Source organism: Amycolatopsis sp. NPDC057786 (assembly GCF_042797905.1).
GTDB lineage: Bacteria > Actinomycetota > Actinomycetes > Mycobacteriales > Pseudonocardiaceae > Amycolatopsis.
Genome location: NZ_JBHVKW010000039.1, coordinates 30417 through 44181, shown reverse-complemented (window position 1 = coordinate 44181; position 13765 = coordinate 30417). Strand labels below are relative to the sequence as shown.

The window sequence follows — 13765 nt, the reverse complement described above, 5'->3', positions numbered from 1 at the left end:
TCCGGGGGAGAATCGGCTCAGTGAGAGCCGGTGTAGTACCGGCACGCCTTGCAGGCGTACCGCATTTTGGCCACTCGCCACCGTTTTCGGTAGGCCTCGAGCTTTCCCGGCCGTGGCGGATGCACGCCGAGCCTGCGGTGACGGCGGATCCGCCGCCCCGTTTCGAAGAGTTCGGTCGCCAGGCCGAGATAGGCGCGCCGGAGCGCGATCCCCGGCTCCGCGGCGAGATTGTCTCGGCAGAATCGGTGCAGCAGAGCGAGATCCGGGAGGCCGGGGGAGGTGACGCCGGGAAGATGCTCGACCACGCCGAGGCCGGGATGTCCTGGGGGAACGGAGAATCTGGCGGGAAGTCCACAATGGATGCAGGTGAGCGTGCAACTCAGACATCGGGTGACGTGGCGGATTCGCCGTTCGCGCCGATCCTCGTCGATCGTTTCGCGAACGTGCCACCCCATGGAGCCTCCCAAGACCGTGGTGTGTCCTGTGTCACTCTCAATACTGGAGAGTAGGGCCCGCTCCGGTGGTGCGACAGGTCCAACCGGATGGCTTCGGAGCGGCCGGTCGGCGTAACGCTCCGCACTCTCACGCGACGCCTGTGCGCCGCGCGGGGTGTCTCAAAGGAGCCCTTCAGGACGTTGAGCGTCTCAAAGGGGCCCTTCGTGACGTCCCCGGTGGCGGCGAAGCGCCAAGAGACCGGCTTGCCTCGTGCCCGAATGTGGCATTGGAGACCCTCAATGTCCCCAATGCCACCTTCGGGGCACCTCGCAACCCGCCTTCGCCGTAGCCGCAACCTCCGAGTCAGTCCGCTTCAAAGGACCGCAAGTAGAGGACTGAATGCGGCGGGTGGCCGCGCACGCCTCCGGGTGTCGTGACCCAGTCGTAGCCGAAAACGGCCCGCCCGCCGTCACGCGCTGGTTATAGTCCTGACCCGGGGTAATGGGGGAGGGAACGACGGCGATGGGCGGGTTCGTCACCGCGGCTCTGGGTTTTCCGGCCGTGCTCTTCAGCTTCCTGCTGATCGTGGTGATCGGCTACTGGCTGCTGGCCCTGTTCGGCGCCTTCGACCTCGACGAGTTCGACGGCGGCGACGGGCTCCTGGCGGGCTTCGGCGGGGTCCCACTGTCCCTTTCGCTCTCTTTACTGATCGCATTCACCTGGTTCGCCAGCCTGGCAGGGACGGTTCTTCTCGATGACCTGGAGCTTTCGACACCATCGAGGATCGGGCTCGGGGTCGGCGTGCTCGCCGTCGCGCTCGTGCTCGGCACACTCGGGACGAGGGTGATCGTGGTGCCGCTACGTCGCGTCTTCGGCCCCGCGAAGGAACCGAGCAGGAGGGACTTCGTCGGCAGGGCCGCGGTCATCCGCACCTCGTCGGTCACCCATGACTTCGGCCAGGCCGAAGTCGCCGCCGCCGACGGGTCGACGGCCATTGTGGACGTTCGCCAGGCGGGCGAAGGCAACCTCACGGCGGGCAGCCGCGTAGTTCTCTATGACTACGACTCCGAACGCGAGTTCTTCTGGGTCGAGTCCTTGGACATCTGAAGCAGAAAAGGAACACTATGGGTGCCATCAGTGTGGGGGCCGGCGTGCTGATCGCCGTGGTAGTCGTCATCCTCCTGGTCTTGCTCTTCACGATCACCAGGTTGTTCAAGAAGGTGCCGCAGGGTAAGGCGCTGATCATCTCGAAGGTCCGCCGCGTCGACGTGACGTTCACCGGCGCGATCGTCCTGCCGGTGCTGCACAAGGCCGAGATCATGGACACCTCCGTCAAGGCCATGGAGATCACCCGGACCGGCCGCGAGGGCCTGATCTGCCGGGACAACATCCGCGCCGACATCCGGATCTCGTTCTTCGTGCGGGTCAACAAGACCGTCGAGGACGTCATCAAGGTCGCGCAGGCCATCGGCACCGAACGCGCCAGCGACGAGGCGACCCTGCAGGAGCTGTTCAACGCCAAGTTCTCCGAGGCGTTGAAAACCGTCGGCAAGCAGCTGGACTTCGTGGATCTCTACACCAAGCGCCACGAGTTCCGCGACCAGATCATCCGCGTCATCGGCACCGACCTCAACGGGTACAGCCTGGAGGACGCGGCCATCGACTACCTCGAGCAGACGCCGATGGCGCAGCTCGACTCCGCGAACATCCTCGACGCGCAGGGCATCCGCAAGATCACCGAGCTGACCGCGATCGAGCACGTGCGCACGAACGAGTTCCGCCGCAGCGAGGAGAAAGAGATCACCCGCCAGAACGTGGACGCCCGCGAGGCGATCCTCGAACTGGAGCGGCGGCAGGCCGACGCGGAGATCAAGCAGAACCGCGAGGTCGAGACCATGCGGGCGCGCGAAGAGGCCGAGATCGCGAAGGTGCAGGCGGAGGAGCGGCTCAAGTCGCAGGCCGCGCAGCTGCGGACGGACGAGCAGCTCGGCATCCAGCACCAGAACCAGCAGCGTGAGATCGAGGTCGCGGGCAAGAACCGCGAGCGGGTCATCGCCATCGAGAGCGAGCGCATCGAGAAGGACCGGCTGCTCGAGGTCATCGGCCGCGAACGCGAGACCGAGCTGTCCCGGATCGCCAAGGACAAGGAAGTCGAGACCGAGAAGCGGTCCATCGCCGAGGTGATCCGCGAGCGGATCGCGGTCGAGAAGACCGTCGCGGAGCAGGAAGAGAACATCAAGAAGCTCCGCGTCGTCGAAGAGGCGGAGCGGCAGCGCTCGGCGATCATCATCCGGGCCGAGGCCGAGGCGCAGGAAAACCTCGTCAAGGACATCAAGGCCGCGGAGGCGGCCGAGGCCGCGTCGAAGCACAAGGCCCGCGAGGAACTGACGCTGGCCGAGGCCCGCCAGCAGGCCGCCGAGCTGGACACCCGCGCCAAGATCCGCCTGGCCGAAGGCATCCAGGCCGAGGAGGCCGCCATCGGGCTGGCCGCGGCGCAGGTCAAGGAACGCGACGCCGACGCGCTGGAGAAGGTCGGCCGGGCCGAGGCGATCGTCGAACGCGAGAAGGCGATCGTGCTCGCGGACGGGATGCGCGACAAGCTCAAGGGCGAGGCCGAAGGTCTCACCGAGAAGGCCGCCGCGATGGCCGCGCTCGACACCGCCAGCCGCCAGCACGAGGAGTACCGCTTGCGCCTGGAGGCCGAGAAGGAGATCCGGCTCGCCGCGCTCAACGTGCAGCGCGAGGTCGCCGAGGCACAGGCCACGGTGCTGGGCATCGGGCTGGAGAAGGCCGACATCGACATCGTCGGCGGCGAGACGATGTTCTTCGAGAAGGTCATCGGCTCGATCGGACTCGGCAAGAGCGTGGACGGCTTCGTCGAGCACTCGGACGTCGTCCAGACGCTCGGGAAGTCGTGGCTCGACGGTTCGGGCAGCTTCACCGACGACCTGACGAAACTGGTCGGCTCGGTGAGCACGGAGGACGTGAAGAACCTGACGCTGTCGGCCTTCCTGGCCAAGCAGTTGCAGGCGGGCGGCCCGGACAGCGACAAGCTGCGTGAGCTGCTGTCGATGGCGCAGCGGCTCGGCCTCGCCGACACCTCTGTCGCCACCCTCGCCCCCGCGAAGCAGTGACGACGACCGAACCGGCGGCAGGAACGGAGCAGCTGGACGCGGGCACCTATGAGGTGCTCCGCGCCCGGCTCGCCGCACAGGCCGCCGAACTGGCGAAACGCGCGGACGAGCTCAACACCGCGCGGCTCGGGGTCTTCGGCAGCGCGCAGCTCGCGCTGATCGGCACGGAGCGGATCCGCACGGCGAACAACTGCGTGCCGCGGGACGTCGTGTCGGTCGGCGGGCGGATGTTGTTCGGCTACAACGTCTTCATCGGCCTCAAACCCGAGACGACGGTCGACGACGTCTTCTCGCTGCACGGCTTCAGCCATGACAAAGAAGCGTTCCGCTTCGACGACGTGCCCGCCGAAGAGCTGCCGGAGCTGTTGCGCGACGAGCAGTTCGTCCGCGACTTCGCCGAGCTGTACCGGTATTACCGGCAGGCGAAGCTGCTGCAGCTGCGGCGGGTCGAGGGCAAACTGCTCGCGGTGTTCCAGATCGGTCCGCGGACCGAGGACATCCGCGTGCTGCGCTGGGGGATCGCCGCCGACGGCAAGGTGTCCTATGTGGACAGCCGAGGAGAACGCGACCACGTCTTCCCGCCGTCGCACGACTTCGAATGGATCGAGACCAGCCGCGAGCAGCACGTCCTCGGTCGGCATCCGCATATCTCGATCGAGGACGACGTGTTCGTCGAGACCGTCGGCGGCAACCTGACGATCAAGGTCGAGAACAACACCGAAACCGGTGAGGGCGTCTACGCCGAACCGGTCGACGAGCCACTGCAGAGCCTCGCCGACGCCGAGGTCTCCTATGCCAGGATCGGCCCGCTGATCCTGCTGCGGATCCTGCCCTACAAGGAGACGGTGTACCGGTACCTCGTGTTCAACACCCGTACGCGGGACGTGGTGCGCCTCGACGGGATCGGGCAGGCGTGCCAGCGGCTGCCCGAGGACCACGGGATCATCTTCCCCGGCGGCTACTATCTCGACACGGGTGTCAGCAAGACCTTCGACACCACCGTGGACGGTCTCGAATTCGAGCGCGTGATCCGCTCGCCCAACGGCGAGGACGTGCTCTACGTCTTCCACGCGCGGGCCGAGGGACGCTCGCTGCTCCTGCCGTACAACGTGATCCGCAAAGAGGTCTCGAACCCGATCCCGTGCCACGGGTACTCGCTGTTCGACGACGGCACGATGGTGTTGTTCCGCGCGCTGTCCGACGAGCCGAGCCGCGTGCATCCGATGCAGGTGTGGCGGACGCCGTTCCAGTCGGACACGTACGCGGCGTCGCAGCCCGCCGGCACCGGGCCGCTGGAGCGGGTGGGCAACGCCGATCTGGTCCGCGGGATCTCCGACTGTCTTTCGATCGGCCGGATGGTCGGCGAGATGGCGCCGTCCGCGGCGGTGTTCGAGGCCCTGATCGCCGCGTGCGCGCGGGTCTTCGACCACTATCACTGGCTCGGTGAGGCCGAACTCGGCGATCTGCGGTCGCCGCTGTCGGAGGTCCGGGTCACCGCCGAACAGGTGCTCGACGAGTTCGAGACGGTCACCGCGCTCACCTCGCAGGCGGCCGAGGCCGTCGAAGAGGCGGCCGCGGAGACCGCGTCGCTCGTGCGGAAGGTGCGGGGCGAGGCGCTGAACGCGGCCGACGCGTGGGTGCGCAGGCTCGCGGAAATGCACCGCGCGCGAGGACATCTCGTCACCGTGCGGGAACTGCGCTATGTCGACACCGGCCGGGTCGACAAGTTGATCGCCGACCTCGACACGGAATTCGGCGAGGCCGCGCAGCGCGCCGTCCGGTTCCTGCAGGGCGAGGACGCGTTCACGAGCTACCACGCCGAGGTCGACGGGCTGATCGAGGCCGCGGGCGCGATCTCCACGGTCGCCGAGGCCGTCCCGGTCGCCGAGCGGCTGGACGAGCAGTCCGCCGGCCTCGAAGTCCTCACGGACGTCGTCGGCGGCCTGGACATCGCGGACGCCGTGGTGCGGACGAAGATCCTCGAACGCGTCGGCGAGGTCATCGGCGCGGTCAACCGGGCTCGCGCGACCCTCGAAGCGCGTCGCAAGGAACTGCTGGAGACCGAGGGCCGGGCGGAGTTCGCCGCCGAGTTCGCGCTGCTCGCGCAGGCGATCACCGGCGGGCTCGCGATCGCGGACACTCCCGACCGTTGCGACGAGCAGCTCGGCAGATTGCTGCTGCAGCTGGAAAACCTCGAATCGCGGTTCGGCGAGTTCGATGACTTCCTCGCGTCGCTCGGCGAGAAGCGCACCGACGTCTACGAGGCGTTCTCCTCGCGCAAGCAGGCACTGCTCGACGAGCGGGCGCGTCGCGCGGACCGGCTGGTCGATTCGGCCGAGCGGATCCTCTCGAGTGTCACCAGGCGGGTCGGCTCGCTCGGTTCGGTCGACGAGATCAACACCTACTTCGCTTCCGACCCGATGGTCGCGAAGCTGCGCAGCGTCGTCGCCGAACTGCGGGACCTCGGCGACCAGGTGCGCGCCGAAGAGCTGGAAGGGCGGGTCAAGGCCGCCCGCCAGGAGGCAGGCCGCGCGCTGCGTGACCGGCTCGACCTCTACGGCGAGGGCGGGGAGACGATCCGCCTCGGCCGCAACACCTTCGCGGTCAACACGCAGGACATCGACCTCACCCTGGTGCCGCACGACGGCGGGATGAAGTTCGCGATCACCGGGACCGACTACCGCTCTCCCGTGCGGGATCCCTCGTTCGAGGAGACGCGGCAGTATTGGGACCAGTTGCTGGTCTCGGAATCGCCCGAGGTCTACCGCGCCGAATACCTGGCGACGTCGATCCTGGCCGAACAGCCGGATCTGCAGGAAGCCGATCTGCTGGGCGTCGTCCGGCGGGTGGCGGGTGACCGCTACGACGAGGGCTACGCACGCGGCGTGCACGACCACGACGCCGCCGCGATCCTGTCGGTGTTGGTGCGCCTGCGATCCGGGGCCGGGCTGCTGCGTTACCCGCCCGCCGCCAGGGCCGCCGCCCAGCTGTTCTGGGCTTTCGGTGCCGAAGAAGCGGCGAAGTCCGCGTGGACGACGCGCGCCGCGTCACTCGCGCGGGTGCGGGAGGCGTTCGGGCACACCACGGCGATCGACTCGCTGGCGCGGGAACTCACCGACGCGATGAGCGCGTTCGCCGCGTCCTCGGGCCTGACGCTGGACCTCGAACTCGCCGGCGAGTACCTGTTCGAGGAACTGGCCGACGCGTCACCGGGTTTCGTCACCAGCGGTGGCGCGCGGACCCTGCTCGACAAGTTCCGGCTCGACCGCCGGAGCTTCGCCGAGGACTTGCGTGCGCTCGAAGACCTCGCCGACCGTCACCAGCTCGCCGAGGCCTGGCTTCGGTCCTTTGTAGACTCGACAGGCCTGCCTGACGACGAGCTGGCCGAGGCCGTCGCGATCGAACTGGCCGACCTGCCCCGCTACGACTCATCGGCGGAGCTTTCGGCCACTGTGGACGGTCTGCTCGGCTCGCATCCGCGGATCGTCAACCGGTCACTGACCCTGCGGCTCGACGAGACGCTGGCCAGGACACTTCGGTTCCGGCGTGATCGGGTGCCGGGTTTCCGGGCGTACCAACGGCTGCGCAACGACCTGGTGGCGGCCGAGCGGGACAGGCTGCGGCTGTCCGAGTACAAGCCGAAGGTGATGAGCGCCTTTGTGCGCAACAGGTTGCTCGACGAGGTCTATCTGCCGTTGATCGGCGACAACCTCGCCAAGCAGCTCGGCGCGACCGGCGACGCGCGGCGTACCGACCAGTCCGGTCTGCTGCTGCTCATCTCGCCGCCCGGTTATGGCAAGACGACCCTCATGGAGTACGTCGCGAGCCGCCTCGGGCTGGTGTTCGTCAAGGTGAACGGGCCGGCGCTCGGACACGAGGTCACGTCGGTGGATCCGGCGGACGCGCCCAACGCGACGGCGCGGCAAGAGGTCGAAAAGATCTCGTTCGCGCTGGAGCAGGGCAACAACGTGTTGTTGTATCTCGACGACATCCAGCACACGTCGCCGGAACTGCTGCAGAAGTTCATCTCGCTGTGCGACGCGCAACGGCGAATGGAGGGCGTCTGGGAAGGCCGGACGCGGACCTATGACCTGCGGGGCAAGCGGTTCGCGGTCTGCATGGCCGGTAACCCGTACACCGAACAGGGCAAGCGTTTCCGGATCCCGGACATGCTCGCCAACCGCGCGGACGTGTGGAACCTCGGCGATGTCCTGTCGGGCAAGGAAGAGCTGTTCGCGCTGAGCTACATCGAGAACTCGCTCACCGCGAACACCGTCCTGGCGCCGCTGGTCTCGCGCGAACGGTCCGATGTGGACGTTCTCGTCCGGCTGGCCCGCGGCGACGGTTCGGTGCGGGCGGATCAGCTGAAGCACGCGTACTCGGCGACCGAACTGGAGCAGATCCTCGCCGTACTGCGGAAACTGATCAAGGTGCAGCAGATCGTCCTGACGAACAACCAGGCGTACATCGCTTCGGCCGCACAAGCGGACTCGTCCCGCGTCGAACCGCCGTTCCAGCTACAGGGTTCGTATCGGAACATGAACAAACTCGCCGGCCGGATCGTGCCCGCGATGAACGACACCGAACTGGAAGCGCTGATCGACGACCACTACGCCGGCGAAGCGCAGACACTCACCTCGGGCGCCGAAGCGAACCTGCTGAAACTGGCGGAGCTTCGCGGACGGTTGAGCGAAGCGCAGGCGCAACGCTGGGCGGACGTGAAGGCGGCGTACCTGAGGGCGCAGGCGCTCGGCGGAGACGACGAGGACCCGATGAGCCGCGCGGTCGGCGCGATGGGCTTGCTCGCGGACCGGGTCGGCGCGGTCGAGGCGGCTATCGAACGGGCTTCGGAGCGGATGGTCGTGCGGGATGTGATGTAGGGGTTGTTCGGTGGGCCGGAATTCGGCGATGCCGGTTGGTGGCTGCTCTCGTTGCCGGGAATCGACGACGTGACCCGGTGGTTGTTGCTGCCGAGCCTCCGGTGGTAGCTCGTTGCCGGAATTCGGCGACGGCATGTCTCTGTTGGGGCCTTGTTGTCGAGAGTCGGTGATGTTGCTTGGTTGGTCTCTCGTCGTTGCCGGTAATCGGCGGCTATAACCGGCAGCCCTCCGCGGATTCCTCGTTGTCGAAAATCGGCAACCCCCTGCCCCGGACGTGAGCCCGGAAACTGTCGGTGGCCGGTCGTATGGTCGTGGGGTGGACACACATTCCGCGCCTGTGGCGCTACTGGAAAGACTCACCGACCCCGAGACGCTGGAAGCGGTGAACGCTTCGGTCATTTCGTTGGACGACAAGGATTCCGTCGCTGTCGCGCAAGCGGCGTCGGCCGGGATCGCACGGCTGGAAGCGGTCCGGTTCCGGGCGCTGGCGCAGCTGAACCGGCATCGCGATGGGGCGCCGAGCGTCACACAGGAGGCCGCCTTTGCTCTGTCTCTTGTGGACAATCACGCCGGTGCGATGGTCGCCGCGGCTGACGCGTTGACCACCCGTCTGCCTCGCACTCTGTCCCTGATGGACCAAGGAGAAGTGAGCGGTTTCGGCGCGATGAAGGTCGCCGCGGCCACCGCGTGGCTGTCGGACGAGGATGCCCGCACCGTCGATGCGCTCCTGGAGGAGCGACTACCGGGCAGGAATCCTGATCAGATCCGGAAAGCAGCGAACCACGCGGCGATCACCGTCGACCGCGAGGGCGCCGAAGCGCGGGCCGAAAGGCATCGCGAAGGTCGTCGCCTGACCTTGCGGCAAGGCGAAACGGGAGTGGCGTCGATCGAAGTCGAAGACGGGCCGGTCGAGAAAGTCACCGCCGCCTACCGGCGCATCGATCGGGAAGCTCGCGCGCTCAAGACAGGGGAGGAGACTCGCACCCTTGAGCAGCTACGCGCCGACGTCGCGCTCGACCTCCTGCTCGGCGGCCAAGGTGGCACCAGTGAACGCACCGAAGTGTTCCTGTACATGGATCTGTTCACTTATCTTGGCCTCAACGACGATCCCGCAGATCTCGCCGGACACGGCACTGTCCCGGCCGCACTCGCCCGGCATGTCGCCACCGGCTCGAACACTGTGCTGCGCCGCATCATCACGGACCCACTCTCCGGGCAGGTCCTCGACCTCGGGCGGGACCGGTACCGACCCAGCGCGGGCCTCGGCGAGTTCGTCCGGGTCCGGGACCGCGAGTGCCGAAGACCCGGCTGCCACCGCCCCGCGCAGGCATGCGACATCGATCATTCGGTGCCCTGGCAGCACGGCGGCCATACCAACGCCGACGAACTGATCGACCTCTGCCGAAGAGATCACCGCCTCAAGGACGAAGCCGGCTGGACCTACCACCTCGCCGCCGACGGCACCCTCACCATCACCACCCCCACCGGGCAGAGCTACGACAGCTCACCCCCGCCGCTTCACCTACCCCGCCCAAGGACATCGCTCGCCGACGAACCGCCACCGTTCTGAGTCCCATCGCCGGAAAGTGGCGACGGACGGCTAAGTCTCGCCGTTAGAGCCGCGTCGCCGGAAAGTGGCGAGGTGCGACGTGTTCGCAGGGCTCTGCTTTTCCCCTTCGGAGGTGCCGCTAACAAGTCTTGCCGTTAGGCCTGCGTCGCCGGAAAGTGGCGACGGGTATGGCGGACGCGGGGTTCACGTTTGGCCGTTCAAGGGCTGCTGCTGTCAAGTCTCGCCACGAGATCTCGCGTCGCGGAAAGGCGGCCACGGGGGCGTGTGCGGAGCGCCGCTTTGGCCCTGCAAGGTCACAGTCTAGTCTTGCCGTTAGGCCTGCGTCGCCGGAAAGTGGCGACGGGTATGGCGGACGCGGGGTTCACGTTTGGCCGTTCAAGGGCTGCTGCTGTCAAGTCTCGCCACGAGATCTCGCGTCGCGGAAAGGCGGCCACGGGGGCGTGTGCGGAGCGCCGCTTTGGCCCTGCAAGGTCACAGTCTAGTCTTGCCGTTAGGCCTGCGTCGCCGGAAAGTGGCGACGGGCATGGCGGACGCGGGGTTCACGTTTGGCCGTTCAAGGGCCGCCGCCGACAAGTCTCGCCACAAGACGCCGAAAGCAGCCACAGGCGGCCACGAAACGGACGCAGCACCACTCAGGATCCCAAAGCAGCCAACTGCGCACCAGTGAGCCGTTCCACCAACGGAACCGCCCGATACTCCCCATCGCGACAATCCACCCGGACCGGGCCGGCGATGTGCGGATGTTCTTCGGCCACCCGCAGGGCGGCAGCGACCCGCTCGGTAGACCATTCCAGTGCCGAAGCGAGCGCCACCAGGGAAAGTCCTCGTCCAGCATGCAGGAGTGCGGCGAGCACGGTCAGCGCGTCACCGGCGAAGACCGCGACGCGGTCGTCGTGCATGACGTCGTCGATACGTGCGTGGAATCGGGAGAGGTCGTCCAAGCGGGCGCCCGCGGGGGTCGCGACGCCGAGGACTTCGGCGCCCTGGCGGGAGATCCTGACCCATTCCTGGTTCGAGCGGACGCTTTCGGCCCACACTCGTTGCGGCATTTCCTCGTCGATGACGTACTGCTCCCGGCGGCCGTCCCGTTCCCGTTTGAGCATCGCCTGCGCTTCGAGGTAGGCGACGGCGTTCGAGATCGAGGCCGGGCTGACCTGGAGCCGCCGGGCGAGTTCGGCGGCGGTGAGCACGCCGTCGTCGCTGACGGCCAGGCAAGCGAGGACGCGCGCGGTCATGCGGGGGAGTCCGGTCGCCACGATCATCTCGGCGAAGTCGGTTTCGAAGGCGCGTACGGCTTCGGGGTCCCGGCCGTAGCCGTTCTCGACGACGGGGACGGCGCGCGGTTGTGGTTTGCGGCGCCGCGCGCGTTCGCCGGTCACGCGGTTCGCTTCTTCGGCGCGGTAGCCGGAACGGCCGCTGTTGCGCGCGACCTCACGGCTGATCGTCGACGTCGGCCGCCCGAGCCGCCGGGCGATCTCGGCGTACCCGAGACCGTCCTTGAGCCAGGTCGCGATCAGCCGGCGGTCCTCCTGGGTCAGCCTGCCGCCCGGCATGGGCACCTCCTGTGCGTTCACGCGCAGATCATTGCAACGAGACGTTGCATTAACCGCCACGGCCGATGCAACGATTTCCCGAAATCTACCAGCAACAACAGCAAAAGAGCCAGTCCATAGCTTTGAGGCAGATGTAAATGCAACGTAGCCTTTTGGTATCGGTAAAAACTGGGAGGAACAGCGATGACCACCTCGGTCCCACATCTCACCGAACTGCCCCTCGAACGGCCGAAGGGCTGCCCGTTCGACCCGCCCGCCGAGCTCGGCACGCTGCGCGACGAGCACCCGCTCGTCCGGCTGACGTTCCCCGACGGCCACGAAGGCTGGCTCGCGACGGGACACGCGATCGTCCGTGCCGTCCTCGCGGATCCGCGGTTCAGTGCCCGGCAGGAGCTGATGCACTCGCCGCTGCCGGGCGCGGCCGCGATGGTGGAGATGCCGCCGGCGGCTCCGGGGATGTTCATCCGGATGGACGGTGCGGAGCACGCGCGGTACCGCAAGCTGCTCACCGGCAAGTTCACCGTCCGCCGGATGCGGCTGCTCACCGAACGGGTCGAGCAGGTGGCCACCGAGTATCTCGACGCGATGGAACGGCAAGGAACGTCGGCCGATCTGGTGACGGCCTTCGCGCAGCCCATTCCGGCGCTGATGATCTGCGAGCTGCTCGGTGTCCCCTACGAGGACCACGAGTTCTTCCGCCGCAACGTGCTGCCGCTGAACCAGCCGGACGCTCCGGCCGAGGTGCAGGAAGCCGCGATCAACGCGCTGGGGGAGTACCTCTACGAACTCATCCTGGCGAAGCGGGCCGAGCCGACCGACGACATCCTCGGCGAACTGACGACCACCGAACTCACCGACGAGGAGCTCACCAGTATCGCGTTCCTCTTGCTGGGAGCCGGTTTGGACACCACGGCCAACATGCTCGCGTTGGGCACTTTCGCCTTGCTGGAGCATCCGGACCAGCTCGCGATCCTGCGTGAGGACCCGGAACGGATCGAAGGCGCGACCGAGGAACTGTTGCGCTACCTGACCATCACGCACACCGGTGCGCGCACCGCGCTCGAAGACGTCGAGATCGGCGGTCAGCTCGTCAAAGCGGGGGAGGTGGTCGCGCTGTCGGGGATGGCGTCCAACCGCGATCCGCTGAAGTTCCCGGATCCCGACCGGCTCGACGTCCGCCGGAACGCCGCCGGGCACGGCTCCTTCGGACACGGGGTCCACCAGTGCCTCGGCCAGCAGCTCGCGCGGGTACAGATGAAGGTCGCCTTCACCGGGCTGCTCGCCAGGTTCTCGAAGCTGCGCCTGGCCGTTCCGGCCGAAGAGATCCCGATGCGGACGGATTCCGACATCTACGGGGTGTACGCGCTCCCGGTGGCGTGGGACTGATCGCGATGAAACTCGAAGTGGACCGGGAACGCTGTGTGGGCGCCGGAATGTGCGTGCTGACCGCGCCCGACGTGTTCGAACAGGACGAGGTGGACGGCCGGGTCCGGTTGCTGGACCGGGACCCGGCGGAGATCGGCGACGCCGTGCAGTTGTGCCCGGCGGCGGCCATCACGGCGAAAGCCTAGAAACCCCAGGCCAGGGGGTGCCGGGCGGGCACCCCCTGGCGCGGGATCAGCCGACGTCCGCGAGGACCTTGCCCGCGTCGGCGCTCGGCGCCGCGGTGCCGGCGTAGAGCTGCTGGACCCTGGCCTTCTCCTGGGCGTTGGGGTTCACGCTCTTGCAGCTGACACCGCCGGTCGAGCCGGACATCAGCGACGAGCACGGGCCGGGCTTCACGTCGGGCAGGCCGAGGCTGTGCCCGAGTTCGTGGGAAGCGATCCGCGGCGTGTAGTAACCCTGCTGGACGGCCTGCCTGCCCATCCATACGGTGACCGTGCCGCCGGGGCGGACCGGGCCGAGCGTGGCGCGCGGCCAGCCGTTGTCGGCGATGACGCGGATGTTGACCCGCTGCCCCGGCGTCGCCTTCACGATACGGACGTTGGTGACGTTGGTGTTCCAGACGTTGACGCCGGCGGCCACCGCTTCCTTGAACTCCGCGGCCTGGCTGTCGTCGTAGGTCAGGGTGGTCGCCATGATCTCGGCGGCACCGGCGGAGGGTGCCGAGAGCACCGAGACGGAGAGCGCGGCGCCGGTGAGCACCGCGGCGAAGGTACGTCGAAGCACGTTGAACTCCTCGCGTTTAAGGCG

The 13765-nt window shown here is 67.6% G+C and carries 9 protein-coding genes; 6 read left to right on the top strand and 3 right to left on the bottom strand.

The features are described from left to right. Positions 1-17: 17 nt before the first annotated feature. Positions 18-455 (bottom strand): hypothetical protein, encoded by a 438-nt coding sequence (locus ACFVM3_RS21005; RefSeq protein ID WP_378440917.1) that lies wholly within the window; start codon positions 453-455, stop codon positions 18-20. A 481-nt stretch (positions 456-936) separates the two neighbouring features. On the opposite strand from ACFVM3_RS21005, the gene ACFVM3_RS21000 reads away from it, so the two are divergent. The 4 genes from ACFVM3_RS21000 to ACFVM3_RS20985 all read left to right on the top strand — a co-directional run bounded on the left by ACFVM3_RS21000 (position 937) and on the right by ACFVM3_RS20985 (position 10019). Continuing rightward, entirely contained in the window at positions 937-1542 is a 606-nt protein-coding gene (locus tag ACFVM3_RS21000; protein ID WP_378440915.1) for a hypothetical protein, read from the top strand. Positions 1543-1559: 17 nt separating this feature from the next. Beyond that, positions 1560-3569 (top strand): flotillin family protein, encoded by a 2010-nt coding sequence (locus tag ACFVM3_RS20995; protein ID WP_378440913.1) that lies wholly within the window; start codon positions 1560-1562, stop codon positions 3567-3569. After that, positions 3566-8449, top strand: a complete 4884-nt coding sequence (locus ACFVM3_RS20990) for a DNA repair ATPase (RefSeq protein ID WP_378440911.1) — start codon at positions 3566-3568, stop codon at positions 8447-8449. The genes ACFVM3_RS20995 and ACFVM3_RS20990 overlap by 4 nt, the downstream gene beginning before the upstream one ends. Positions 8450-8786: 337 nt before the next feature. Then, positions 8787-10019, top strand: coding sequence for a DUF222 domain-containing protein (locus ACFVM3_RS20985; protein ID WP_378440950.1), 1233 nt, complete (start codon positions 8787-8789; stop codon positions 10017-10019). 632 nt (positions 10020-10651) lie between these two features. Here the strand turns inward: ACFVM3_RS20985 and ACFVM3_RS20980 are convergent. Next, a complete protein-coding gene (locus tag ACFVM3_RS20980; protein WP_378440909.1) occupies positions 10652-11593 on the bottom strand; it encodes a helix-turn-helix domain-containing protein in 942 nt (313 codons plus the stop codon). A gap of 162 nt (positions 11594-11755) precedes the next feature. On the opposite strand from ACFVM3_RS20980, the gene ACFVM3_RS20975 reads away from it, so the two are divergent. Beyond that, positions 11756-12958, top strand: coding sequence for a cytochrome P450 (locus ACFVM3_RS20975; RefSeq protein WP_378440907.1), 1203 nt, complete (start codon positions 11756-11758; stop codon positions 12956-12958). A gap of 5 nt (positions 12959-12963) precedes the next feature. Beyond that, entirely contained in the window at positions 12964-13143 is a 180-nt protein-coding gene (locus ACFVM3_RS20970) for a ferredoxin (protein WP_378440905.1), read from the top strand. Between the two features lie 46 nt (positions 13144-13189). On the opposite strand, the gene ACFVM3_RS20965 is transcribed toward ACFVM3_RS20970, so the two are convergent. Then, positions 13190-13741, bottom strand: coding sequence for a snapalysin family zinc-dependent metalloprotease (locus tag ACFVM3_RS20965; protein WP_378440903.1), 552 nt, complete (start codon positions 13739-13741; stop codon positions 13190-13192). Between the last annotated feature and the right edge of the window lie 24 nt (positions 13742-13765).

Excerpts from the sequence above, each read along its gene's own strand:
- ACFVM3_RS21005 (WP_378440917.1), bottom strand. The coding sequence starts at position 455 with ATGGGGTGGCACGTTCGCGAAACGATCGACGAGGATCGGCGCGAACGG.
- ACFVM3_RS21000 (WP_378440915.1), top strand. The coding sequence starts at position 937 with ATGGGGGAGGGAACGACGGCGATGGGCGGGTTCGTCACCGCGGCTCTG.
- ACFVM3_RS20995 (WP_378440913.1), top strand. The coding sequence starts at position 1,560 with ATGGGTGCCATCAGTGTGGGGGCCGGCGTGCTGATCGCCGTGGTAGTC.
- ACFVM3_RS20975 (WP_378440907.1), top strand. The coding sequence starts at position 11,756 with ATGACCACCTCGGTCCCACATCTCACCGAACTGCCCCTCGAACGGCCG.
- ACFVM3_RS20970 (WP_378440905.1), top strand. The coding sequence starts at position 12,964 with ATGAAACTCGAAGTGGACCGGGAACGCTGTGTGGGCGCCGGAATGTGC.